This window comes from Paenibacillus sp. MT124, assembly GCF_058792755.1.
Genome location: NZ_CM179500.1, coordinates 2,962,078 through 2,987,580, shown reverse-complemented (window position 1 = coordinate 2,987,580; position 25,503 = coordinate 2,962,078). Strand labels below are relative to the sequence as shown.

Sequence of the window (25,503 nt, the reverse complement as noted above, 5' to 3'; positions counted from 1 at the left end):
TATTTTGACTTCTTCAAGCATCTCGATCTCACACTTGCCCGCTGTTTTGGCTGTTTTCACCATCATTTAACGTAATTAAATGTTCACTCACTTCTCGAATTCTGCACTGACACCTTATCCCCCCAGCCTCCTAGCACCGCTTCTATGGTTATAGGACGATGCTCGGAGACCGAACGCCATACGGCTTCGCCTGCTGCGACAGAGTAAGCTCCATCCACGGCTCCGGACAGAATCCGGAAAGGGCGGTGTTGATCTTCTCCAAGAAAGATATCCTCTAGAAGTAATGGATCCCCTCCGCCATGTCCGCCTTCCCGATGTACGACATGTATGGTCTCTTTGGAACCAAACAGGGGGAAATAGTCGATGGTTTGAACCGGAGTCGGAAAAGGAGTACGTGCAGGCATATGGTATTCAAGTGTTTCCAGGCGCCCCTTCGTACCGTTCACTGCCAGCCGATAACCTTCATAAGGAAGGGAAAAATTGACCGAATAACTCATGAGTGCGCCGCCACTGTATCTCACAGATGCTGTATACGTATCTTCGATCTCAATGGTAGAATCAAAAATGCATTGATCCGGACGGTATGCTGTGTATGGAAAGTCCGCAGTTGCCGAGCCTAGCAGGTTCAGATGATCATCCGGTACGCGGATCTGCCGACTGCGCGGTGTCCAACGGGAGTAATACGCACAATCTTCCGAGACATTGCACGTACGACAATGCCGACCATCTTCCCGTGCCGGATTCCACTCCCCATCTGCACCATAATAATTCAGTGCTCCATAAGCAAAGACTTCTACAGGCTTTTGGTTAATCCACCACTGAACCAAGTCAAAATGATGGGTGCTTTTGTGAACTGACAGTCCACCCGAATAAGCCCGCTCACGATTCCAGCGCTTGAAATAGCTGGAGCCGTGATGCGTATCAATGTACCAGTTGAGATCGATGGAAGTGACTCGGCCAATCTTTCCTTCCTGTATCAATTCCTTGATCCGCATGTGAATGGGCATATATCGGTAGTTGAATGTTACGATGACTTTACCTTTACTCACCGCTTCAGCATCCAGTATTCGCCTGGCGTCCGCTCCGGTTGTCGCCATTGGTTTCTCGGTAATTACGTCCAAATCCCGCTCCAGCGCGGCGGTTATATAGTGGACATGGGTATCATCCCTGCCGGCGACAATAATGCAGTCTGGCTTGGTATCCTCCACCATGGACGCAAAATCAGAAACTCCATACACAGGAACTTCGGAGTGATGCGGAAAGCGCGCTCGATAAGCTTCAAAACGCGCGGGATCCGTATCCAGCAATGCCACGATCTCCGAATTGTGGGTGAACAACTCATGTATAGGCTTAGCGAACTGCCCCAAAGCTCTGCCACTCACTCCGCATATAGCATATCTTTTTTTCACTTCTTCACCTTCTCATACCATTCCTGGACCCGCTGGGTAACCATTTCGCCTCCAGAAGCATTCCATTTCTTCACGTATTCATCATAAGCCTCCAGAGGCAGTTCTCCGATAACGATCTTGGTCAATACTTCCTGAAACAGCTTATGTGACTGGATATCTGGGAACCCTTCGTACACGGAAGCCGGGAGACCATCACCCGCAATTTGCCGGGCATCGGCTGTGCTCACAACGAACATGTCTTTCACCATTTGCTGTTGGTCCTCCGGATAGGTCTCTTCAATACGTTTGTTCATGTCCTCTGCAGTAGTCAGGTTCTTCATACCCAAGGCAAGCGGTTTGTTGTCGGCAGGCGGAAGAATGACTTTTCGTCCGTCTTTGACTTCATGCTGCTCTCCTTCCAGGCCAAAACGGACAAATTCATCATTTTCAGGGTTGTAGAAGAAATCAAGCAGCTTCAATGCATTGGGTGCATTATCCTGCTTCACAGCTGGAATCATCCATTCCGGCTCACCCATGCTCTTCTGCGTCACAAACGCTTCGAAGCCTTCGGCTTTGGGCAGTGGCATCGCTGCGATATAAGCATTCGGTGCCTGTGTCAGCATAGCGTTAAGACGATCGCGAACATTCGCCGGCAAGTGGTACCAGCTGCCCACCAGGTTATTGTTAATTTTGGCTTGCCATACTTCCCCTTTGTTCAAAAACGTTTCATTATCGAGCAGTTTTTCTTCATATAACATCCGAATGAATTTAATTGCTTCTCTCATGTTATCCGTTGTCCCGGCATACTGAATCTTGCCGTTGTATTCATCCCATTCCGGATATCCTTCCCACATGGCGACTCCATACATGGCAAATAGATGGTCCATCCACCTTCCAAATTCCCTTCCGCTTGTGGGCAGTTCATCTGCTTTGCCATTGCCGTTCGGGTCCTTGTCACGGAAGGCTTTAAGCATTTCAACATATTCGTCAACGGTTGCTGGCATTTCCATACCCACCTTATCCAGCCAATCCTTGCGGATCAAAGGTGCCCGTTCCGGGACAAGGAATACTTTGGGGACATAATAAATTTTGCCGTCGGGAGAAGCTGAGCGAACAATATCCCAGGCTTCTTGAGGAATACTTTCCCAGACATGCGGAGCGTACTCAGGGAGCAGATCATCCAGCGGCAGCGCTCCACCTTGTTGAATCAATGTTTGTTCCACGCCTCCGATCGGGCGCAAAATATCCGGCAGCTCATCGGAAGCGATCATCAGGTTCAGATATTCCGAGGGTTCCGAGCCAGGAGGCGTCGTAATCAGCTCGTATTGGACACCCGTCTTATCAGCAACATATTTCACGTGTGGATCATCAGCTGCGGGCATGCTCCCGATGCCCATATGACTCTTGAATACTTTTACGATTGGGATACCGGAGCTCCCTTCAACAGAACCACTCCCTGAATCGCTGGTATTGGAACTGCAGCCGGCGACTAACAGCATGGCCATACTGAGCACAATCGGTACAAACTTTTGGGTCAGTCGTCTTCTCATCGAATCATCCCCTTGATCATGATTTATTCTTTCAGCGATCCAAGCAGCGAACCTTTGACAAAATATTTCTGTAAATAAGGATACACCAATATTATGGGAACGCTTGCAAAAAGAATTGTCGCTGCTTTCAATGTGGTTGTGTTGAAGTCGTAATCATCAAGGAACATATTGACCTGAGCCAGTTCTTCCGGACTGGTCAAATAGGCACGCAGCTTCATCTGAAGCGGCCATAGATCAGGATCCCGAACGAAGAGTACGGCGCGCTGGAACGTATTCCAGTATCCTACGGCATAGAACAGGCTGACTGTGGCAAGAACCGGCTTGGACAGCGGCAGATAGATCTGGAACAGGATTCTAAAATCGTGGCAGCCATCAATCCGGGCAGTATCATCCAATTCCTTGGGCAAGTTCATGAAGAACGTGCGCAGAATGACCATGTTGAACGTACCGATGACCCCCGGAATAATCAGTGCCCATATGGAATTCATCATCCCCAGCTCTCTGACCGTCAGGAAGAAGGGAATCATCGGCGCATTGAAGATCATCGTGATGACAATTCCGAGCATGACCTGTTTGCGAATTAGAAACTCTTTGCGTGATAACGGAAAGGCGGTCAGCACGGAAAAGAGCATACTCAGCGCTGTCCCTGCTACCGTTATGAATACGGTTACACCAAACGATTGCCAAAGGCCCGAACTCTGTAAAATATGTTTCCAGGAAGCCATGGTAAAGCCGACCGGCCACAGAAAAACTTCCTTGGAATCGGCGGCAACCGGCGAACTTAAGGATACAGCGAGCAGGTGAAGCAATGGCAGGATCATGGTTAAAGCTGCAGCTGTCAAGAACACATAGTTGGCGACTTGAAAGCATTTTTCACCAAAGGTTTGTTTTATCACCACAACCCCTCCCCTGTCTTTTTGGCCAATCGATTGAAGACCCAGAGCAGGATAAACCCGATGACGGATTGGAACAGTCCAATCGCCGTGGTGACACTATACTGCCCCTGCAGCACACCTGAGCGGTATACATATGTCTCAATAATATCCCCTACCGAATAGGTCATTGGCGTCAGCAGGTTATAGACCTGATCGAAACCAAGCTCCAGGAAATTTCCGATATTCAGCAGGAACAGAATCAGGATCGTTGGAAACAATGCGGGCAGTGTAATATAAATCGCCTGTTTCCATTTATTAGCTCCGTCCATGACGGCAGCTTCATATTGGGTTGGATCAACGCCGCTGATGGCCGCAAGATAAATAATGGTCCCCCACCCCACTTCCTTCCATATGGAAGACAAGACAACAATGGGCCGGAAATATTGCTCTTGCTGCATATACAGAATGGGCTCGAAGCCAAACCATCCACGGACAGCGTTTACAAAACCACCCGAGGCAAGAACTTCAAAGACGATTCCACCCACTACGACCCAGGAGAGGAAATGCGGTAAATAGAACAGACTTTGCAGGAAACGTTTGGCCAGCATCTTCCGTACCTCATTAAACAGCAGCGCAAGCAGGATGGGAGCTGGAAATCCGACAACCAGCTTGTAGAACGCAATCAGAGCTGTGTTTCGAAGTACATTATAGAAGTCCTGATACGTAAAAATAAACTTAAAGTTATCCAGGCCCACCCACGGGCTGCTCCAGATCCCTTTCATGATCTGAAAATTCTGAAATGCAATGACGCTTCCTCCCAGAGGGATATACTTAAAAATAATGTAAAACAAAATGCCGGGCAGGATCATGACATACAACATCCAATGTTTCCTCATGTTTCGCAAATATCCTTTTTTGGCACGTTTGACGACTGTAACTCCGGGTTGCCGGGCAGGTGTTTCCGTCAGTTCAGCCATACGATCTCGGGCCCCCTTTAGCAGTTAATAGTGTGAATGATGAGCAGGATCCTCTGTTCACATCATATGGGCGAGCAGCATGATCAACAATCGTGCAATCGGCCAAACAATGAACCAATCGCTTACACCGCAAGCTTCTGCAGGATCGGTTCATTCGGTGGAGAATCGGTTGGTACGGGTATAATTATCAAAAAGGCCGCCATATAAGGCGACCTAAGATACGCAGCAGTTATGCTTTTGTTGGGGTTGCATTTCTTATCAGGCTGAGTGTAATCAGTCTTCAATCAGTAGAGCTCCGATGTCGTTAGGATCATTAATCTCCTTAATTGCGATACGTACGCCTTCTTCGTTAAATGCCTTTATTTCGAATGGAGTGCTTGCAGACGAGGGAAGCAATACAAACCATATGTTTCTTTCAGCCCCCACCTCAACCAATTTAGCTTCAGTAGAAATCTGTGTTCCATTCCCCTTCGTCTCGACCGTTATCCGCTTGATTGCAGGGTTCAGTACATTTCCGTATACGATGGGAAAAGGAGATTCGATATGCTCCAAGCGAGGCATACTCATATAGTCCATTTCGGGTGAATTTGAAGAAGATTTACTAATCCCGTATCCTCCACCCCATCCCCATTTCCAACCGAAAATCCGCTTTCGTACATATTCTATCTGAAGGTTACTGGATTCAGAGCTTGCTCTTTGTGTAAATACAATCATGCCGCCTTCCACTGGCTCTTCATGGATAATATGTGATGATAACTGTTCTGTTCTAAACTTTTGAATCGCGCTTTCGGGAGTCTTCCCGATAGGGATGTGTATGGTCTCATCCACTCCCAACCATTTGGACATCCGTTGATCTGAGAACCCTCCAGGTCTATCGTTAAGATAGACATAAGTTAACAATGCGGAGATCGAGAGAATAATCACAACAAAACATATCCCGATCCGTCGTTTTATTTGAAGTTTCAATATCTCCGAACCCCCTTGTTATTTAAAATAACTTACCAAAAAATAAAACCGTTCTAATATTACCATATTTAACCTCTTATTTTCTGATATATATATAACAAAAAAACCTTCAAGAACAGTGTCTTGAAGGTTTTTCCGCCAAATATTAAAGAACTTTTTCCAAAAAGCTGATGGTGCGTTCATGCTTCGGATTACCGAATATTTCGGCAGGCGTGCCCTGCTCTACAATGTATCCGCCATCCATGAAGATAACCCGGTCTGCAACTTCACGAGCAAATCCCATCTCATGGGTAACGATCATCATCGTCATTCCTTCGCTGGCGAGGTCCTTCATTACGCCCAGAACCTCACCAACCATCTCAGGGTCAAGCGCGGAAGTCGGTTCATCAAACAACATGACGTCTGGATTCATCGCAAGCGCGCGAGCAATTGCGACACGTTGTTTTTGACCACCCGAAAGTTTGTTAGGATAGCTATCCGCTTTGTCTGACAAACCTACCCGATCAAGTAAACGAAGAGCCGTTTCTCTAGCTTGCTGCTCGTTGAGCTTACCAAGCTCTCTTGGTGCGAACATGATATTTTTGAGCACGCTAAAATGCGGAAACAAGTTAAAGTGCTGAAATACCATGCCGATATTTTCACGAGCTTTATTGATATTGGTTTTCGGATCGTTCAGATCCTGGTCATCCACGATAACCCGGCCTGCAGTGATCTCTTCCAATTGGTTTATACAGCGCAGAAACGTACTTTTTCCCGAACCGGACGGGCCGATGACACAGACCACTTCGCCCTCGGCGACCGTCATATCGATCCCTTTCAGAACCTGATTCGAGCCAAAACTTTTCTTCAATCCTTCAACCTTGATTTTACCCACGGCGAACCTTCACCTCCAGATGGTCAGCGATTTTAGTCAATGTGATGATGACAATCAGATACATGATCGCAACCGTTAACCAGATGTCAAAAGAGGCGAAAGTTCTTGCGATGACAATTTTACCTGATTGCGTCAGCTCCACCAGACCAATGACGGACAAGATCGACGTATCTTTCAGTGTAATAACCATCTGATTAATGAATGAAGGAATCATAACCCGGATGGCCTGAGGGATAACAATCTTCATCATCGCTTTGCGATAAGGAATACCAAGTGAACGGGCAGCTTCCATCTGTCCACGATCAATCGATTGAATCCCCCCGCGAATAATTTCGGTAACATATGCTCCGGCATTCAAGCTTAACGTCAGAATGGCTGCCAGGAACAGAGGCATCGTGAAGCCAAGCGCCTGCGGAATCCCGAAATAAATAAAGAAGGCAAGGACGATCAATGGAATCCCGCGGAATACATCCACAAATACCGTGGCTACACCGCGAAGGAATTTATTTTGTCCCACTTTCATAAATCCGAAGATCAGACCCAGAATAAAGGCAAAGAACAAAGAAACAATGGTGTATAAGAGCGTGTTACCCAGACCTTTAATCAGGGATGGTAGGGATTTCTGAACCAACTCCCAGCGTCCCATATTGGCAGTTGTCGAAGCATTTTCACCAACATAGGTCTCAGTAATACGTTTATACTCCCCGTTTGCCTTGATATTTGTTAGTCCATCATTGAACATTTGCAGAAGTTCCTGATTCTTGCCTTTGCTTACGGCGAACCCATAAGAGCCTCCTATTTCGGGTTCTGTAACCGTTTTAAGACCGTTATTCTGCTTCACCCCGTAAGCAAGTACAGGATAATCTTCAAAACAGGCTACGGAGTTTCCGGTTTTGACATCATCATACATTTGTGAAGAATCATCAAACGGTACAATGGTAAAGCCATATTTCGAGGCAATAGACTCTGCAAAAGTATAACCCTCTGTTCCCGTTTTAACAGCAACTTTTTTGCCTCGAAGATCCTCATAACTTTTCACGGTATCGTTATTGGCGCTTACGCCCATAACTACGCCTGAATCGAAATAAGAATCTGAGAAATCAAACTTTTGTTTTCTCTCATCGGTAATACTCATCCCCGCAATAACGCCATCCACCTGGTTTGACTCCAGTGCCTGCACGGCGGCGTTAAATCCGAGCGCTTTAATTTCATACTTAAAATTTTGATCTTTGGCAATGGCATCAAGCAAATCCATGTCGATTCCGACAAAATCACCATTTACATCCTGAAATTCAAACGGAGCAAAGGTAATGTCTGTGCCGATGACATAAGTTTTGCTGGTGTTGGACTCTGCATCAGCCGCTCCGGCCCAACCAGATAATCCGGTCACCAAGAGCAGCATTAGCGAAAGTACAAAAAACGAGACCTTTGTTGTTTTCATATGTCCTCCCCTTCTCGGTCTACTACGTTACTGTGTTACATTTTTTTCAGACGTATTGCTCATTATACAGTCATAATCTTTTTGTGAAAATAAACAATTTAAATTTTAAGTATTGATTTCTTTTCCAATGATGATGCTCACGGTGTCACTACATAAGTATGCTTTGCCTTGACTCTTTATTTACCGTTGTAAAGCGCACTCCTCATATCTTTCATTCCTTAACCCAAACCATTTTTTGGTGAAAGGTGAGTATGTGTTTTTTCATGCTGGATTCGTTCGCAATATGTTTATCATTTACAATAATCCCTCTTTCAATCAAAAATGTTTTGTCTCAACCATGTACTTATAACTGTCAACAGCCGCACCTTCCATTACCTTATTAAGCACTCGCTTGAAACATTTTTTCTTTACGCTCTCTCGATAATTGATGCTGCCGTGCCTTCCATAGAAAAGGAAGCCCGCATGCAGTTGCGAGAGCCAGCGGAACAAAGACGGAAACCCCATTCGCTGCCCCAAAATGGCCAAGAAGCAGACCTCCAAACACAGGTGCTATCACACTGCCCAAATGATTAAAGCCAATGGTTCCAAAATAGATCCCTTTGTTCTCCGGTTTAGCAATCCGGTCAATGAACAAGTCCATCATGGTAAACAGCAGCACTTCTCCAATGGTAAACAGAATGACACTAATGAATAAAAGCACCAGACCGTCCGCCCAACCGAACAGCAGCAAGCTTCCAGCAATAAGAATATTACCAAGAATAAGAGAGGCAATTGGCGAATAATGCCTGGCTGTCCGAACAATCGGGTATTGGACGAGGAGCACGGTCATGGCATTAAGAGAGAACATGTAGGAGAAAATTCGGCTTCCGTCCTCTACATTCGGATTCAGGGTCAGATACTGAGCTAATGTTGAACCGAAATGTCCAAAACCCAGTTCGCAGAACGTTGTTCCAATGAGGACCATCAGGAATACCCGGTCTCTGGTGGTTGTACTCAGAGCAGCCCTCAGGCTTGGTGCAAGCGTGTTGACTGGCTTAGAGAGATCGGTATACCTAACGCTAAACTGAAACAACAAGACCATGCCGTACATCACATATACCATGCCTGCTATGATAAACGGAAACGTCGATTCAGCCGATCCAAGGTAAAGTCCGATAATTGGACCAAAAACAACACCAAGATTAATCGCAGCATAGCGCAGATTAAAAACGAGCAGCTTGTGCTGTGAAGGAGTAATATCCGACAACAACGCGCGTGAAGTCGGCTCAAAAAAAGCACGGCATAAGCCATTTAGTGTGTTGGCAATGAAAAATACCCATAAATGCTGCGCCGATGAAAAGATAAAAAAAACGCCTGCCCAGCTAAACACCGAGACCAGCATAACAATTGGACGACCAATCCGATCCGAGACGTATCCTCCGTAGAAGCTAATGAGTACGCCAGCCAGCGAGCTTACTGCAACGGTTAGACCCGTTTCTGTCGGCGAAGCCTCCAATACGCGAGTTAAATAGATGGATAAGAACGGAATGCTCATGGATGTCACCAGACGTCCGAACATGGTACCGATAATGATGGTCCACGCCAAAGGGTGTATTTGCCTGAGAAGATGCTTCATAAGGTATATCTCCTATTCCGGGTGATTAAAAAAGGACTGCGCATGTCACTTTCATTAGTTATAATTGTAAGGATCAAAGGGGGAAATAAAAGTGTAAGCAATTCATTTTGCATTTCACCTTTTTTTAAAGGAGAAGACCTATGGATATATACATCACACACTACCTTCGGCTTGTCACATCAGAGCAGCTTGCACTTCATGTGAATGAACCTGCTGCGATAACTATAGAAAACCTCTCGATCGCGCTATTCTGTACTCCACGTAATGTCAAATTCATATTGCGAAAGCTGGAAGCAGGTGGTTTCATTGTTTGGCAGCCGGGAATCGGCAGGGGACATCATTCCAAATTGACACTTCTAAAGAGTATGGATGAAGTAATGGAAGATCACTTTCTTGGCTTAATAAGCAATGGCAAAATGAAGGAAGCTGTCGAACTCATCGGTTCGCTGGAATCTTGGGACCTGAATGGCATGGTCAGGCAGAGATTGCTGCGTTTGTTGAACCAGCAGATGGGTTTTCACAGCCATATGGAAACAAGCTCGGGTCAGGATGTACTTCGAATGATGCGTTCGCGCCGTCTGGGGAACCTGGATCCGGCTTCTGTCTACACGGCATTTGAGACTTATCTGCTTGGTCAGATCTGCAATACATTACTTACCTTCGATGCTCAGTCAGGAACATTTCAGCCAAGTCTTGCACATTCGTGGGAATGCAGTGAGGACCATAAGATGTGGGTCTTTTATCTGCGTAAGGGTGTCCGGTTTCATCACGGACGCATCATGACTTCAGCAGATGTGCAGTCAACGTGGCAGCGTCTGCATGATGTCCAAAGCCCTTCACTATGGCTGTACCGGGATATCGATCACACTGAATTAGAGGGTGATTACTGCATTCGTTTTTATCTTCATCGGCCCAATCGTTTTTTTCTGCACCTGTTCAGCTGCATTCCCATGACCATTCTCCCCTATGATGTTGACAGTTCGAACCAACTGATCGGTACAGGCCCTTTCCAGATTGATGAACTGAATAATGAAGTGCTCGTACTTCGTGCATTTGACAGCTATTATGGACTTCGTCCCCTCCTTGATCAGGTATATATCTGGTTTGTACCGGATTTGGGCAGCCAATACCGACATTACGAATTGCAAGGAACCGAACGCTTGAATAAACCTTCAAATGATGAAGCAACGAAAGATATTGATTATCCTGCACTCGGATGTCAGTATTTGCTGTTTAACTTCCAGAAGCCTGGTATCCACCATCATCCCCATTTTCGGCAAGCACTGAGAATGGTGTATGACTCTGCAGCTCTAGTCGCTGAACTGGGAGAGAATCTGATTACACCCGCTAGCAGCTTTTTCCCATGGAGAAGTGCGCAGCAGCACTGGTCCGAAGCATCGCTTGATCATGCACATGAATTGCTGGACAGCAGCGGTTATCAGGGCGAAACCTTGATTCTGTCTTGTACCGTTAACAAGGATATGCGTGTTGCTCATTGGATACAGCAACGTGCAGCAGCAATTGGACTGCACATTGAGGTGGCTGCTTCCATCGACAACCTCCAGCCTCAAGAGACATCGTTTGCGGATTTGATCATGGCGGAGGAGATTCTGGAGCAGGATTGGCAATACGGCATGATTCACTATTTCAAGACGTCGTCCAATCAGTTCAATGCCTGCATGTCACCTGAGCAGATGTCCATATTGGATGATAAGCTGGAGCCTTTTGCACAGTTGGATGAACCTGATCGGATAAGCCTGCTGAATGAAGCAGAGGATATATTACGCCGTAATTGCTGGATATTGCATGGGGCCCATGTGAACAAAAGGGCTCAGCTTAATCAGAGCCTTTCAGGCCTTCAGACGTCGGACTTTGGTTTTATGGACATTTCTAAGATATGGATTAAGCAGTAAAATAAAAAGAGGACTTCCGTCCAATGACGGAAATCCTTTTTTATTGTTATCTTCTGATCTGTTCTGGAACAATCCGAACCTAAGCTATATAAGAAATGGATCTACCCACCACCATCATTCAAGTCGGCTGCAAAGCTTGCTCTACGTCCTTTCTTAGCCACAGTTCCCGGAATGGTTCACAGTTCTGAATCAATTTGTCGAAAGGTCCGTGACCGACAATTTTTCCTTGGTCCATAACCACGATCTGATCAACCTGCCGGATGAAGTTCAATCGATGTGCGACGATAATGACCGTTTTGCCGCTGAACTCCTTCAGGATCGTTTCCATGATGCTTTTCTCCGTAATATTGTCCAGAGCCGACACTGGTTCGTCCAGAATCAACACGTTTCTGCGCTGTAACAGGATTCGGGCGAAGGCAAGCCGCTGACGTTCCCCGCCAGACAACTTCAACCCTCTCTCACCAACAAGCGTGTTTAATCCCTCCGGCCATTTCAGAATGGTATGTTTCAGATGAACCTTATCCAACAATTGGTAGATAGCTTCATCCGAAATCGATTGATCAAAGCAAACATTGTCCCGGATGGTCGCATCGAAGATTGGCGTCTCCTGTGACAAATATGAGATATGGTCATAGTAGCTATTCAGCTTCAGCTCGTCGATATCCACGCCATCCACCATCAGCTTGCCACTGTTCTTTTTTAACAGGCCGGTTAACAGCTTGATCAACGTTGATTTTCCGCTCCCACTCATGCCAACCAGTGCAACGGAGGAACCTTGGGGAATGGTCAGCGAGATATCATGTAAGATACGATCCCCACCATAACCGAATAAGACGTCGCGAAACTCCATCTTCCCCTTCAGCCCCATCATTTCATGACCACGATCCAGGTTGCGGTCCTCCGGAGCTTGAATAAACGCTTCAAAGCGCTTATAGGTCACTTGATTCAGCCGATAATCCACGAACAGCACGTTGAAAATGGCGATAGGTGTGTATATCTTTTCTATAAAAAGAAACAATGCCACGATCACGCCAATGGAAGAGTCTCCTGTAATAACGCTCTTAACCCCAAAGAACAGGATGACAAGCTTAATGACGGTGATAAACACCTCAAATATCGCAAAAAAAGCTTCATGAATCATCCGCAGCTGCGCGCTTTTGTTAATCATTAGCCGTGCTGATGCGCTGAGTTTCGCCATTTCCTTCTCATATCGTTTGTTCGTCCGAAATACAACCAGTTCCATGAATCCGCGTATAGAGTATCTGGAGATGGACTCCTGTTCGTTCAATATCGTTGATTTCATTCGGTACAGAAATTTCAAGATCAGGTTTGTTACTCCAAAAACGACGACATAACCAGCCGCAATAATAATCATAATCCGTGGATCGTAGAAGCTGATAAACAGCAGACTGAACAAAATCGTTGGCAGCAGTTCATGCAATGTTTTAAGGTAAAAACCATAAATGATCTCATTTCCTGCCTCTGAACCATTTTCGATGATTTTGATCATTTGTCCAGTTCCCACGTTTTGATAAGCCTGATAATCGATTTTTGCTATTTTGGCCAGTGCCATGATCTTCAATTGCTCGGTTAACCGCTTGGAGAGATAGACACTTGGATACTCATCCACGTAGTTCAGAATGACCGTCCCCACCAGAAGTGCTCCGTAGATCATGATCATATGGATCATCTCATCCATCTGATTAACCTCTATAGCCGTGTCCAATATTTTCTGGAAGAAAAGAATCCCCAAACTGCTGAATAGTTGAATGCCCCAGCCTAAGGCAATGTATAGGAAAATCCACCATTTTAATTGAAATAAACATTGTTTTAACACCGTTTTCCTGCCCCTTTATCTTTTAAAATGAGAAAAAAGCCAGGACGATTCCAGACATGGACCTGTGCAAGACCTTCTCTATGAGAAGGTCATTGTAGGTTCCATAGATCTGATGTGTCCTGGCCTGCGAACAAAATGATTGCCTGGGCACCATCCAAAGTTTCTAGTTTCATGCGATCAAATGGGCATACGAACCCCTTGATAGCCGGTACGCGTTTTGATCCGGCCCGAAAACTAGTTACTTCGAACGATACGGTAAGACATTCATTTCACCTCAATTCAAAAGATATGGTCTAGTATAATCGTTGACCTCCCTTAAAATCAACCAATTATTTCAAGTGAATCATGACGGTTAGATATTAAAACTTGCAACCCAACAAGAGAACAAGCTATGATCATGATAGAATGAAAACCTATGTATATTTTCTGGAAATAACGTCAAGGAGGAGAAGATGGAAGACATTATTTTGTGGTTGAAGTATTTGTTCTTGGGTGTGGTCCAAGGAGCAACGGAGCCAATCCCAGTTTCTTCTAGCGGACACCTGATCATTGCACAGCGGCTGATGGGCATGAAACAAAACGGATTATCGTTTGAAATTCTAACCAACACAGCTTCACTAATAGCTATTGTTTTTATCTTTCGTGAAGATATCAAAAAGCTGATTGTTGGCGCAGTTCAATACCTTCGTACACGTGACCAACAATACAGGGCAGAATTTATGTTTGTGTTATACATTATTATCGGGACGATTCCTGCCGCGCTCGCTGCAGTACTGTTGAAGGATCGAATTGAAGAAGTTTTTGCCTCCGTACATACCGTCTCCATTGCTCTTTTAGTTACCGGAGTTGCTTTGTGGCTCATTCGCAATCTGCGCGGCCGTAAACGTGATGGAGATCTGTCTACCAAAGATGCGATTCTCGTTGGACTGGCTCAAGCTGTAGCCCTGATTCCAGGGATCAGCCGTTCCGGAGCAACCGTAATAGCTTCCATAGCGGTCGGTATGAAACAGGAAACTGCGCTCAGGTTTTCCTTTATGCTCTACATCCCGATTAGCTTGGGTGGACTGGTCATGGGAGCATCCGACATCGCAAACGACCCCAATCGATCAGAGCTTGCCATTCCTTATCTGATTGCCTTCATAACGACACTCGTAGTCACGTATTTCTCAATGAGATGGTTCATGGGCATTATGGCCAAAGGAAATTTAAAATATTTCTCCTACTATTGTTTTATTGCCGGAACCTTATTACTTATCTTTTTGTAACTTTAAGATCTATACCTTTAATGGAACATCTGGCGTTTAGCCCGGTGTTCTTTTTTTATCGATCACCTCTGATCAAAAACTGCTCAAGAAAATATCTAATATGTCTCTGTATATGACAAAGTGCAAGACAAACCCCATAGTAGACATATGCATGTCCTCTATGGGGTACGGTTTTACACGTTAAAGATTAGTGTGGCAAGTTTCCACCTGTTTGGGATGCAATCATGGATGGTGCGTACCCGTTCAGCATTTGCTGCATATCCTGCTGCGGGAGCTGTGGCACCTGATAGAATCCATTCTTATTTTGATAAATGGAGATCTCATATGCCATCTCGATACAGTTTGGCAGTGAATCTGCCAGTACACGACGCACCACCGGGTTTGTTGATTCAAGCGCAGCCGTTGTTTTCATTACTGCTCCCGATTTCACTGCATTCAACATGCTCAGAGAGATGCTTTGGTCAGAAATTTCAGTTGCCGAGAGCATTGGCTTCTTCGGTTGGCTTGGTTTCATGCCATATGTGAAGTCGTTGTCTTGTGACATTTTATAGCTCTGCGTCGGTTTGGATGGATCTTGTCCAGTTCTGAAGCATTCCAGCGTAATGTTGTACTCTTCGGACATAAATTGTTTTTGACGCAGCAAAATATCACGCAGTTCCGGATCTTGGACATGCTGACTCAGCATCGTATAGGTATTTAACGTATTAATGGCTCCAGCAAGCACCTCATGGACATCAAACATCTCATGTCCGCCATGGTTGAGTTGTGGTGGGATCGTACCTGTTTCAATGTTTTGATGATTTTGCAATTGCATATCGTGTAACCTCCTCATATTTGTCTGCTTTTTGGCGCAGTCCGAAGTTTATTATTGATTTTATGGACCAAGGATATGCAGAAGGCTTTTTTACATTTTTTATGTATTTCAACGGATCAGTAACCCTTGCTAATGTCGTGCATAGGCTAATGCATACCGTTTAGGAGGGATTTTAGTTGTATACTTATGAAGCTAACCGGCAACAGCATCTAGCATGGCACGAGACACTCGAGCTCCATGAATTAACTGCATTTCAGAGCAACCAATTAACACATTTTAAAATGGTAGTTAACGATGTGAAGAACCCTACCTTGCAAGCCTTGTACAAGGAGGCCATCATGAGCATCGAACAGAACCTGAAGGAGCTCTTGCAATACTTCCCTCTAGCCCCCCAAGGAAACAGAAACAGCGGAAATGATCAGGACATGACCGCGTTCTACGCGGGCCAGTTGCTCGGATTCGCTAAGACGTCCGTTCGGAGCTATGCCATTGCAATTACTGAAACGGCCACTCCCCAACTACGGGAAACGTTACAAAAACAATTAAACGGCGCCATTAACCTGCATGGCAAAGTGTTTTATTTTATGCTTGAGCAGGGATTCTACCCTTCCTATGATCTTCCGAAGCTGCTGGCGAACGATGTAGCCATGGCCAACAAAGCAATTTCGCTATAAGCAGGAACACGGTAACGCTGAGCAGGCCTTCCGGGGATTCGAATGCCTGCTCGCTGTATATATTGCGAATACATACGAACCATTCAATTGTACCGGCTAAACCATGGGCGGCAGGCTCTCCGCATTCTCCTTCCTGAGAGCATACGCCGGTGTATTATAAATGTATGGAGGTGCAGGAGGCAATTTGGGCGCAGCTGCAAGCGGCTGAGGATGCTGCACGTATTGAAACACGCCTTGACCATCCATGCTTGGTCCATGAGCCCAACGTCCAGTTGCACTTGCGTCTCCTCGCGAGAAATTAAACAGCACGTAGGATACCTCTTGTTTTTCCAATTCTCTCGGGAAGGTTGTTGGAACAACAACACCCTCTTTTTCTTCCAGCTCCTGAATAGCTGCGATCCATTGATTTTGATGCATCGTGTCTCGTGCAAGTAACCAGGATAGCATATCTCTGACCCCGCGATCATTGGTCATTCCATACAGTCTGGCAACCTGCAACCTCCCTTGAGACTCCGCAGCCAGATTATGTCTGAAGTCAGCAAGCAGATTACCGCTTGCAATTGTATATTTGGCGTTCCATGGATAACCGTTGCTATCTGTTGGTGCTGCTCCCAATCCAGTCACAATGGCATGTTGAGGATTGCTCCCCCCGAGGATAGCGTTGATGACAGGATCTTTAGCGGCTTCCTCCAATGTTGCCAGAGGTGCATTATCCAACAAACGCGCAATCATTGTAGCCAGCATCTCCACATGGGCGAGTTCTTCTGTCCCCGTGTCCATAAGTAAATCTTTATATTTTCCATCCCCGCGTACGTTCCAGCCCTGAAATAAATACTGCATAGCAACAGTGATCTCACCAAACTGTCCGCCAAGGACTTCCTGAAGTTTTCTCGCAAATACGGGATCCGGACGATCCGGTTTCGCATGATACTGCAATTCTTTGATATTAAAAAACAAACCATCACCTCATTTGTTGGGATAGCTGATTCTATGTCGAATACGCTGCAAACTTGCTTGTCATCGAAAAAAATGCAAATGTACGCTCAATGAGTCTCTACAATCCAATGTATAAGTGCACAAAAAAATAAAAACCGTCCTTTAAGGACGGCCTCTATCACCTTTTAGCGTTTATTTAAACAACAGCTGATTCAATGCCTTAGCAGTCATCTCGTGCATCGGGTGAAAATCATCACTTTCCATATATTGCAGCAGACTGTGAATAAATTGTCGCCCTTCGATCTGACCAAGCAGCTGGTCATAATCCAGCGCCCCAACTAACACTTTGCCGCTGCCTACTTTGCACTCAAATAACAGTCCGAGCTTATGATTACGCTCAAAGTTATCGATCGTTTGCACAATCGGCTGTAAATCGGCCGGAAGGTCGTCCAAAATGATGGAGCTTGAATGGGTGACAATATTCCACCATGGGTAAGTGGAGTGCATCTCGCTTGGGAAATGCTGAAGAGCCGGATGATCATTCTGAATTAGCAAACCAAGCGTACCCACCGGAACAGGTTTATTCATGCTTTCCGAGATGGACCGGAACATGGGATAACACCAGAAATCAGTACTATATAAGCCCTCAATAGCGTTGCTAACCTGTCCGGGAGAAGCCAGCAGAAGAACTGAGCCTCCCTCTTCCAACCTCTGCAGCGCTGCATCTGTCAGCTCCTTGTACACAGGCGCGTCAGCAAACTGACGATCCTCTTGCTCAGGGTAGACCCAAATGTTATAGGATTTATAAATGTCCGTATTCGATATGGACAACTTTAACGTTACCTGAGTCATATTCTCTACACTTGGCAGAGTTACAAGGATGTTCCCAAGCTTCTGGTAGGGCTTCATGTGATCCTCTGTAATGAGCTGTTCTCCTTCGGATATAATGTTGGTTCCTTGAGTACATTCCCATCGCAACGTCTCACCATTCAGAGGGACCGGACGATAGTAACTCAATTCTACCGAAGTGTTAAATGTCTCACGAGCAGCATAGTTATACTTCTCAAAGCGAGCCAAAAGGACAGCATCCGAGCAGAAGGTTCGCCATTCTTCCGCACTAATTAAACCTTTGGAGTCCATAAATGCGTCCAATATGCCGACAAGGGCCGTCCCTTGTCCGCTAAAGTCCTGCAAATCAAGCAGTTGAAAGCCTGCAAGTCGCTCGGATCGGAAAGCTGCCTCAAGCTCTTCCTTGTAACAGTCTACGGCCAATTGACCTGAGGCACGGAAGAATGATTCAGCGAGATGCCCCATGCCCTTGGCCTGTAATCGTTCTCGAAAGATTTCAAAGTTATGTGCTTTGATTGAGCCTGTATACTTTTCAATCTCCGCAAAATCCGGATACATGGCATACTGTCCAATCTCGTGAGAGACTACAGGAAGATGAGGAATAAGCTCCTTGTGCGTTGCAGCCGCTTTCACGGTTTTGGAGACTGTCCCGTATTGAATCTGAATCTCCTGTTCCTGCGAATGGGAATCCTCTAGTCCAGAGTGCTGCTGCGGGTAGATGTGCTCATCATAATCCTTCATTGTACCAGGCAGATCGGTTTGAACATGACCCAGCGGAGCGTCACACATCGCATAGGAACCTCTGATCAAGCGGTCGCGGGAGAACCGCACACCACTGAAGAAATCTTCTTCCTCCAGAATAACCGGGGTAAACTGAAAATTGTTGGAGCCTTGCGTGTATAGATGCCGCTGATCATATGCCTTATAGTCTTTCAGAATAGCACTTAGCTTTTCCTTGCTCCCCCACAGCTCATTCCCCAGTGACATCATGACAAATGAAGGATGATTCCCGAAGCTGCGCAGAATGGCGAAGCCTTCCTCAATCAAATAATCCTGTTCTGCCTGGTTATGGTTCGCATCGCTCTCATCCGTAATCGTTCCCCAAAATGGCAGCTCGGGTTCCATGTAGATTCCCAGCAGATCGGCTGCAGCAAATGCTGCTTCAGGTGGACAACAGGTATGGAAACGATAATGATTAATACCGTAGGATTTCGAAATGCCGAGGATTCTCACCCACTCGTTTACGTCCGTTGGTGCATAGCCCGTTAACGGGAAGATCAACCCATCATGCTTGCCGCGCAGAAAGGTTGGCCGATTATTGATTGTAAACTTGTCTCCACTCGCCTTGAAATCCCGCAGTCCAATTACGATGTCACGATCATCAATGATTCTCCCATTCTCTTCGCGCAACGTGATGGCAATCTTATATAAATGAGGTGCATCGTCACTCCATAAGAGCGCTTTATCCCCGAGCGGATAAGAGATACTCATCTCGTTATGATCAACGGGGTACATCCGCTCGGCAACTTCATATGCCGCTTCTTCTGGGTCGGAAGTTCGTTCATCAATGGCGAAACTTTTGGCAGACACTGCAATTTGGGTGTTCCGTAGCACTCCATCCAATTTTACCGAAAGCGTTATCGATTTATGCATCGCATCAGTGTAAATTTGCACATCACTCATACGTGCTTCATTGCTGAATTTCAATTCCAGTTTACCCGTAATGCCGTTCCAGTTGGTCTGTGTATCCTTGGAGGTCATATGCCCCCCTTTGGTTGGGTAGCTCGTGTTGTCCACCTTGATCCTAACGGTATGTGTACCTGCAGAGAGCCCTTCATTCAGAACATACTCATGGGGCGTATTGAGACTGTTTCGTGTACCTAGTGGAATATCATCTATCCAAACCGTTGTAACCCGTGTACGCTCCAAGTGCAGACAGCAATACTTTCCTTCCAATTCCTCCGGAACCTCGAACTCCCGCTCCAGCCAGAGCCATCCCTCGAAAGCGTATTCGTCCGTGAGCGCCCCAACCTCAGCCAGCTCGTTTCTCTTTCCCTTTCTGGCATGGGACGTTGTATTTGGCATGGTTATCGTGTCGTCATACGGACTATTGATTCCCAGCTTGTTCTCGTCAAGCTGCATTCTCCAGACTCCTTGCAAGTTAATAATGGGCAACATGATTTCAACTCCTAATTATGGGTTAACCGCACTTGTCTATCATTGTATCAGAGAATGGATTACCTATCTGTGAAATTTAAATAAAAGGATCTTTCTGTTACGCAAAAAAACCTGACCCCAGGTAAATAACCGTACAGGGTCAGGCTGACTATCAACGAATATTTAGTTTTCGTCCAGAAGACTTAAGATTAATTTGACCGATTCAGCCCGCGTTGCCGTTTGCATTGGTGCAAATCGATTACCGCCTATACCGTCAATCAAGCCGGCATCAACCATGGAAGCCACGTACGGCGCTGCCCATGCAGGAATCTGATTCCAGTCTTCAAAAGAAAGCGAAGCCTTGGAGCCTTCCGGTGTGCCGCTTGCACGAGCAATCATGGTTACCATTTCAGCACGGTTCAGTGGTTTATTCGGCTTAAAGGAGCCATCCGTGTATCCACTGATAATGCCTGCTGAAGCTGCTTCCACAATGTATGGAGCAGACCAGACTGGAATTTGTTTCGCATCGGTATACGTAGTTGCCGTGCTGCTTGTATTCATTTTCATGGCTCTGCCCAGCATGGTAATGAACTCCGCCCGAGTTACTTTTTGATCCGGACGGAAGGTTCCATCGCCATATCCTTGTACAAATCCTGCAGTCAAAGCTTGATCGATGAGCGACTTCGCCCAGTGTCCTTCCGTATCTTTCAGCTGTGGTACATTCTCATTGTTGCCACCGCCAGACTGACCCGGATTGCTGGTATCCGGCTTACCTCCCTGTTCTGTTCCGGGCTGCGTCGTCTCAGAATCTGTTCCAGGTGTTGGGGTAGTGCTTCCAGACCCGCCACTGTTTCCAGAACTGCCACCTGAGCCAGGATTAGATGTACCCGGTCCTGGATTCGGCGTTTCTGTATTCGACTTCTTGATCATTCCAAATTGGTCAATAATAAACGGTTTTGCATCATTTATATTCTGATCAATCTCGTACGTTACCGCTGTAAGCTTGTTCCCATCGATGGTGATGCCCACAAAGTTTTGAACCTGCCCGCGTTTCGGACGACGATCGTCCTTTGGATCTGGTCCATACTTTGCAGCATGATTTTCTTCTGCCAACTCAAACAAGCTGTAATACGCATTCCCAAGAACAGGATCTTGATTTTTGTAGTATACTTTCGGTCCAGCTGTTGCTGGAATCAGATAAATGGTACCATCCGGGTTCACGGCGTATTCAATCTTGTTACCGTTCAATGTTTCCGTAATCTTGACAGCATCTTTTGCCTTTCCTGTCTTATCAATCGGTTTGGTGCGGGCGTAAATATGATCATGCCCCTGTAACACAAAGTCGATATCCAGTTCTGCCATCAGCGGAGCAATTTTGTTACGTACTCCGTTTGTTCCGATAATATCCGAATCTGTCGCATGATTGGACGTTGTATAAGGACCCTTATGAATATTGACGATGATCCAATCAGCTCCGTTTTTGCGAGCTTCTTTTACATCGTCCTGCAGCCACTGTACCTGTTCTGCTGAGAAATTGTTATACTCTTCTGAATCCTCATTCGAATTCAGCACCACGAAGTGTGCATTACTATAATCGTACGAATAATAAGCCCCTGTCTCTGTCGCCGAGTTCTCCGGTACATCCAGGTTGAAATGATCGATAAAAGCGAAATTTTCATCTTCATGATTCCCCGCCGATGGAACGATGGTTGTATTCAGAAGACTTGATTGAGAATGTCCGAGAAGCCAGTACCATTGCTCTTCTTTGACACCTTTATCAACAATATCTCCATTGTGCATCACAAATTGTGCATTCGGAATGGTTGCAAGTGCCTTGTCCAGTGTCTCGGAGGAAAGGATCGCTTCATCCTCTTCCTTCGCCTGCGTATCGGCCAGGTCGATAAATGTAAAGGCTCCTGTCTTCGGCGCTGTACGGAACGTGCCCGTCTTGCTCCACGTATTGCTGGAAGCTTCGCCTACTCTGAAGGAATAAAGCGTATCTGGCTTCAGATTCGTTGCTTCCGCTTTGTGTACAAGTTCAGCAGGGGAATTCACGGAGCGGTCGGAACGTCCTTCATAAGAGATTGCACTGGAGAAGTCAGCGATATTTGCTGTTTTTTCTACGACCTGTAGGTCACTTCCTGTGAATTGTTCGGATGTGTACCAGGCAAATCCTTTGCTAGTGGTTGGATCTCCATTAAACGTAACCGTAACCTTGCTCACTTGCTCATCATTGGATTGTGTGTCCTTGGTAATTCCGAATGTATCTACGACAAAAGGTTCAGCATTAAATCGATTCTGATCGATTTCATAAACGATCGCTGTAAGCTTGCCGCCATCAACTGTCAATGAGGTAAAATTCTGCACCTGACCTCTTGCTGCACTCGTTGTATCTCCGTACACACGGGCATGATTCTCTTCTGCTCGTTCAAACAGGCTAAAGTATGCATCGCCCAGTTGAGGTTTCGTATTTTTGAAGTATACTTTGGCCCCTGCTGTACCTGGAATCATGTAAATAGTTCCATCCGGGTTAACGGTGTATTTAATGCTTTGTCCTTTAAAAGTTTCCTCTATTGTGGAAACTTCTTCAGCTGTTCCATCCTGCTTAATTGGTTTTGTGCGAGCATAGATGTGATCGTGTCCTTGAAGCACAAGATCGATGCCAAGCTCATTCATAAGCGGAGCGATTTTATTTCTAACCCCGTTATCACCCATAATATCACTGTCGGTCGCATGATTAGACGTTGTATACGGTCCTTTATGGATATTGACGATGATCCACTCAGCTCCAGCAGATTTGGCCTGCTCCACATCCTGCTTCATCCACTCCACTTGTTCGTTCGAGAAGTTGGCATAATTCGTCGAATTTTCATTGGAGTTCAGAACGATAAAATGTGCATTGCTGTAATCGTAGGAATAATAAGCACCTGTGACCGTCGCCGCATTCTCCGGCTGTTTTACATTAAAATGATCATAGAATGCATAGTTTTTGTTCTCATGGTTGCCTGCAGATGGTACAAGTGTCGTTCTCATCAAATCCTCTTGAGAATAACCAAGCAGCCAGTTCCATTCCTGTTCCGAGGTCCCATTCTCGACAACATCACCGTTGTGAACGACAAACTCTGCATCTGGAACGGTAGCTAATGCTTTTGACAGCGTTGCCGCGGATAAACGGGCCTCTTCCTCATCCTTCGCTTGTGTATCCGTTAAGTCAACAAAGGTAAATGCTCCACCCTCTGGAGCTGTCTTGAACTCCCCTGTTTCACTCCAGAGGCCAAGCGTCTCGTCACCTACACGATAATAGTATGAAGTGTTTGCTTCAAGTCCTGCAGCTTCTGCTTTATGAACCATTTCTCCCGGAGAGTTTCTGGAGATTATGGCTTCACCATTAAACGTTTGTGCCTCATTAAAATCAGGAGCTCCGTCCTGTTTCCGGACCACTTGCACCTGACTATTGGTCGAAGCAAGCGGAGTATACCAGGTAAATCCCTTGCTCGATTTGGCGTCACCATGGAACGTCGCTGTAACTTTGCTAATATCGATTGCTGGTGCGTCAGCTAACGCTCTCAATTCCATATCGAAGTATAGATCCGAGCTTCCATCGCTTTGCTGATGGACTTCCACTGCAATGATGTTCTCCCCATCATGCAGGAGCGTTTGAAGCGGTTCGGTCAGATCCACATCGGTATACATAACCGGCAGATCCATAGAAGATGTTGCTTTGGTAGAGTAGTTAATCTCACCATCAGGCATACCCAACCGGCGAACTTCTGTGCCATTTACATATAGAACAGCACCGTCGTCAATGCCAAAGGTACCCAGAATTTGACCATAATTTTGGATTTGCTCCTGGTTAACTGTCAGTGTTGTGCGAAAATATGTAGTGCGATGTTTCAGATCTTGGTTACCACCATAGCCCACTTCTGTCTGAAGCGGTCCGAAATATGTCGTTGATATGCCTTTGCCATTATCTTTGTAACCAAAAGGAGCATTGTCTACTGCCCAAGTATTGTCTTCATAGACAGCTTGCCATACCGATTTTAAATCCTGACCTTGATCAAAATACTTCCACGTTGAATTTTTGCTAAGCAAGATGTCTGCTTGAGGTTCAACTGTCTCCGCTGCTTTGACTACTGGTGCGGAGCCCAGTCCCCCAAACCATCCAATAACCAGTGCGGTTGATAGCAGGATGGCCAGAACCTTTTTGTACAATGGGTTAATCATCATATTCTCCTCTCAATTGGCAATAATGTGAATCTAGCGCTATTACATGAATGATTACTAGATTAGCCAGCTATATCATACGAGAGGAATATGTTGATTTTTGCATGTTTATGTAAATTACATGTAAATATATTCATATTTATTGAGAACTATGGTCGCCAGTTATGCCGGAATCGTCAGAGATATGCTGCAGGATTAATACAACCTTACTCCAGCATGGGGAACATTATTGGACCACTGTTTGATGGATTGCTGTTTGACAAACACATTCATATTCCTTATATTGTTGGTGCACTTATCCTTGGGCCCGCCCTTGTACGGACGATGCAAAAAAACCATGTGAAGGAACAGGTTATTTCCTATGACTGAGAACTGGCACCAAAATTTTAAAAACAAAAACCGGGAAGCTCTGATTGCAGCAGCCAAAGAATTATGCATGAAGCAAAGCTTCCTTAATGTGAATATCAAAGATATATGCAGCGAAGCCGGAATAAGCCGGGTTACCTTTTACAAGCACTTTCAATCCATGGACGAGCTTATTCTGGCGGTACAAGTGGAGATTCTGGAGAGTATGACCGGATACGTGAAAAATGCTTCTTCTCTAGAAATGAGCGGCCAAGAGATGCTTGCTTCCATGCTTGAAGCTTGGGTAAATTACGCTTCCACTCATCTCGGTTATATCAAATTCGTATTATTATTCGACCTGCATTATGACGCCTATGATTCAGGCCAAGAATTGAAAGAACAATACGATCTGTTTATCAAACGTAAAAAGGAACAACATTTCCTGTTAGATGCTCTGGAGACCGGATATAAAGATGGTACGCTGAAGCCTGATCCTGATCCCCTTAACACAGCCCATTTTATCTTTGTATCCATGATGAGTATGCTGCAGAAAATGAGTCTGGCTTCAGAAGAAGATCACGTTACCGTTCAAAGCGATCTGAAATTCGCCAAACGATTCGTTGAGATGCTGGTGCAGCATTTGAGTAACTAGTAAATTTCATGAACGCTGTTAAGACCAATCGAGCCGGATTAGGTCTTTTTTTGTTTGTACAGCACCCATTTTACCATTTTATCTCAGAGGTCCAGATCCTTCAGTTGAAATCGGTTTATATCCGGGTCTTCGCCGTTTTCTGAGCAGCTCA

General features: G+C 45.6%; 17 protein-coding genes. 4 read left to right on the top strand and 13 right to left on the bottom strand.

The features are described from left to right. Positions 1-83 precede the first annotated feature (83 nt). The 8 genes from AC3RCI_RS13720 to AC3RCI_RS13685 form a co-directional block, all read right to left on the bottom strand. A complete protein-coding gene (locus tag AC3RCI_RS13720) occupies positions 84-1,409 on the bottom strand; it encodes a Gfo/Idh/MocA family protein (protein ID WP_492529507.1) in 1,326 nt (441 codons plus the stop codon). After that, the gene (locus tag AC3RCI_RS13715) at positions 1,406-2,938 is read right to left on the bottom strand and encodes an extracellular solute-binding protein (RefSeq protein ID WP_336779978.1); all 1,533 of its coding nucleotides are present in this window, start codon (positions 2,936-2,938) and stop codon (positions 1,406-1,408) included. The genes AC3RCI_RS13720 and AC3RCI_RS13715 overlap by 4 nt, the downstream gene beginning before the upstream one ends. A 23-nt stretch (positions 2,939-2,961) precedes the next feature. Continuing rightward, positions 2,962-3,831, bottom strand: a complete 870-nt coding sequence (locus AC3RCI_RS13710; protein ID WP_095287290.1) for a carbohydrate ABC transporter permease — start codon at positions 3,829-3,831, stop codon at positions 2,962-2,964. Then, positions 3,831-4,709: an ABC transporter permease gene (locus AC3RCI_RS13705; RefSeq protein ID WP_246310935.1), complete on the bottom strand. Its 879-nt coding sequence runs from the start codon at positions 4,707-4,709 to the stop codon at positions 3,831-3,833. Before AC3RCI_RS13705 ends, AC3RCI_RS13710 begins: the two co-directional genes overlap by 1 nt. A 354-nt stretch (positions 4,710-5,063) precedes the next feature. After that, positions 5,064-5,756 (bottom strand): hypothetical protein, encoded by a 693-nt coding sequence (locus AC3RCI_RS13700; RefSeq protein WP_492529505.1) that lies wholly within the window; start codon positions 5,754-5,756, stop codon positions 5,064-5,066. A 145-nt stretch (positions 5,757-5,901) separates the two neighbouring features. After that, complete coding sequence (locus AC3RCI_RS13695) at positions 5,902-6,630, bottom strand: amino acid ABC transporter ATP-binding protein (RefSeq protein ID WP_127535854.1); 729 nt, start codon at positions 6,628-6,630, stop codon at positions 5,902-5,904. Continuing rightward, on the bottom strand, positions 6,623-8,071 hold the full coding sequence (locus AC3RCI_RS13690) for an amino acid ABC transporter substrate-binding protein/permease (protein ID WP_492529503.1): 1,449 nt from the start codon (positions 8,069-8,071) through the stop codon (positions 6,623-6,625). Before AC3RCI_RS13690 ends, AC3RCI_RS13695 begins: the two co-directional genes overlap by 8 nt. Positions 8,072-8,450: 379 nt before the next feature. After that, positions 8,451-9,686, bottom strand: a complete 1,236-nt coding sequence (locus tag AC3RCI_RS13685; RefSeq protein ID WP_492529501.1) for an MDR family MFS transporter — start codon at positions 9,684-9,686, stop codon at positions 8,451-8,453. 140 nt (positions 9,687-9,826) lie between these two features. Between AC3RCI_RS13685 and AC3RCI_RS13680 the strand changes: the two genes are divergently transcribed. Then, positions 9,827-11,599: an ABC transporter substrate-binding protein gene (locus AC3RCI_RS13680; protein WP_492529499.1), complete on the top strand. Its 1,773-nt coding sequence runs from the start codon at positions 9,827-9,829 to the stop codon at positions 11,597-11,599. 118 nt (positions 11,600-11,717) lie between these two features. Here the strand turns inward: AC3RCI_RS13680 and AC3RCI_RS13675 are convergent, their stop codons facing one another. Further along, positions 11,718-13,436: an ABC transporter ATP-binding protein gene (locus AC3RCI_RS13675; protein ID WP_492529497.1), complete on the bottom strand. Its 1,719-nt coding sequence runs from the start codon at positions 13,434-13,436 to the stop codon at positions 11,718-11,720. A gap of 452 nt (positions 13,437-13,888) precedes the next feature. Between AC3RCI_RS13675 and AC3RCI_RS13670 the strand changes: the two genes are divergently transcribed. Further along, the gene (locus AC3RCI_RS13670) at positions 13,889-14,701 is read left to right on the top strand and encodes an undecaprenyl-diphosphate phosphatase (RefSeq protein WP_336779972.1); all 813 of its coding nucleotides are present in this window, start codon (positions 13,889-13,891) and stop codon (positions 14,699-14,701) included. A 187-nt stretch (positions 14,702-14,888) separates the two neighbouring features. Here the strand turns inward: AC3RCI_RS13670 and AC3RCI_RS13665 are convergent, their stop codons facing one another. Further along, positions 14,889-15,515 (bottom strand): spore coat protein, encoded by a 627-nt coding sequence (locus AC3RCI_RS13665; protein ID WP_336779971.1) that lies wholly within the window; start codon positions 15,513-15,515, stop codon positions 14,889-14,891. A 176-nt stretch (positions 15,516-15,691) separates the two neighbouring features. Between AC3RCI_RS13665 and AC3RCI_RS13660 the strand changes: the two genes are divergently transcribed. Beyond that, positions 15,692-16,189, top strand: a complete 498-nt coding sequence (locus AC3RCI_RS13660) for a spore coat protein (protein ID WP_336779970.1) — start codon at positions 15,692-15,694, stop codon at positions 16,187-16,189. Between the two features lie 96 nt (positions 16,190-16,285). Here the strand turns inward: AC3RCI_RS13660 and AC3RCI_RS13655 are convergent, their stop codons facing one another. The 3 genes from AC3RCI_RS13655 to AC3RCI_RS13645 form a co-directional block, all read right to left on the bottom strand. Then, positions 16,286-17,146: a manganese catalase gene (locus tag AC3RCI_RS13655; RefSeq protein WP_336779969.1), complete on the bottom strand. Its 861-nt coding sequence runs from the start codon at positions 17,144-17,146 to the stop codon at positions 16,286-16,288. A gap of 171 nt (positions 17,147-17,317) precedes the next feature. Then, positions 17,318-20,152, bottom strand: a complete 2,835-nt coding sequence (locus tag AC3RCI_RS13650) for a DUF8487 domain-containing protein (RefSeq protein WP_492529495.1) — start codon at positions 20,150-20,152, stop codon at positions 17,318-17,320. A 162-nt stretch (positions 20,153-20,314) separates the two neighbouring features. Next, on the bottom strand, positions 20,315-24,358 hold the full coding sequence (locus AC3RCI_RS13645; protein WP_492529493.1) for an S-layer homology domain-containing protein: 4,044 nt from the start codon (positions 24,356-24,358) through the stop codon (positions 20,315-20,317). 358 nt (positions 24,359-24,716) lie between these two features. Between AC3RCI_RS13645 and AC3RCI_RS13640 the strand changes: the two genes are divergently transcribed. Then, positions 24,717-25,352, top strand: a complete 636-nt coding sequence (locus tag AC3RCI_RS13640) for a TetR/AcrR family transcriptional regulator (RefSeq protein ID WP_492529491.1) — start codon at positions 24,717-24,719, stop codon at positions 25,350-25,352. Positions 25,353-25,503 lie beyond the last annotated feature (151 nt).

Excerpts from the sequence above, each read along its gene's own strand:
- AC3RCI_RS13715 (WP_336779978.1), bottom strand. The coding sequence starts at position 2,938 with ATGAGAAGACGACTGACCCAAAAGTTTGTACCGATTGTGCTCAGTATG.
- AC3RCI_RS13645 (WP_492529493.1), bottom strand. The coding sequence starts at position 24,358 with ATGATGATTAACCCATTGTACAAAAAGGTTCTGGCCATCCTGCTATCA.
- AC3RCI_RS13690 (WP_492529503.1), bottom strand. The coding sequence starts at position 8,071 with ATGAAAACAACAAAGGTCTCGTTTTTTGTACTTTCGCTAATGCTGCTC.
- AC3RCI_RS13705 (WP_246310935.1), bottom strand. The coding sequence starts at position 4,709 with ATGAGGAAACATTGGATGTTGTATGTCATGATCCTGCCCGGCATTTTG.
- AC3RCI_RS13685 (WP_492529501.1), bottom strand. The coding sequence starts at position 9,686 with ATGAAGCATCTTCTCAGGCAAATACACCCTTTGGCGTGGACCATCATT.
- AC3RCI_RS13680 (WP_492529499.1), top strand. The coding sequence starts at position 9,827 with ATGGATATATACATCACACACTACCTTCGGCTTGTCACATCAGAGCAG.
- AC3RCI_RS13650 (WP_492529495.1), bottom strand. The coding sequence starts at position 20,152 with ATGTTGCCCATTATTAACTTGCAAGGAGTCTGGAGAATGCAGCTTGAC.
- AC3RCI_RS13665 (WP_336779971.1), bottom strand. The coding sequence starts at position 15,515 with ATGCAATTGCAAAATCATCAAAACATTGAAACAGGTACGATCCCACCA.
- AC3RCI_RS13640 (WP_492529491.1), top strand. The coding sequence starts at position 24,717 with ATGACTGAGAACTGGCACCAAAATTTTAAAAACAAAAACCGGGAAGCT.
- AC3RCI_RS13670 (WP_336779972.1), top strand. The coding sequence starts at position 13,889 with ATGGAAGACATTATTTTGTGGTTGAAGTATTTGTTCTTGGGTGTGGTC.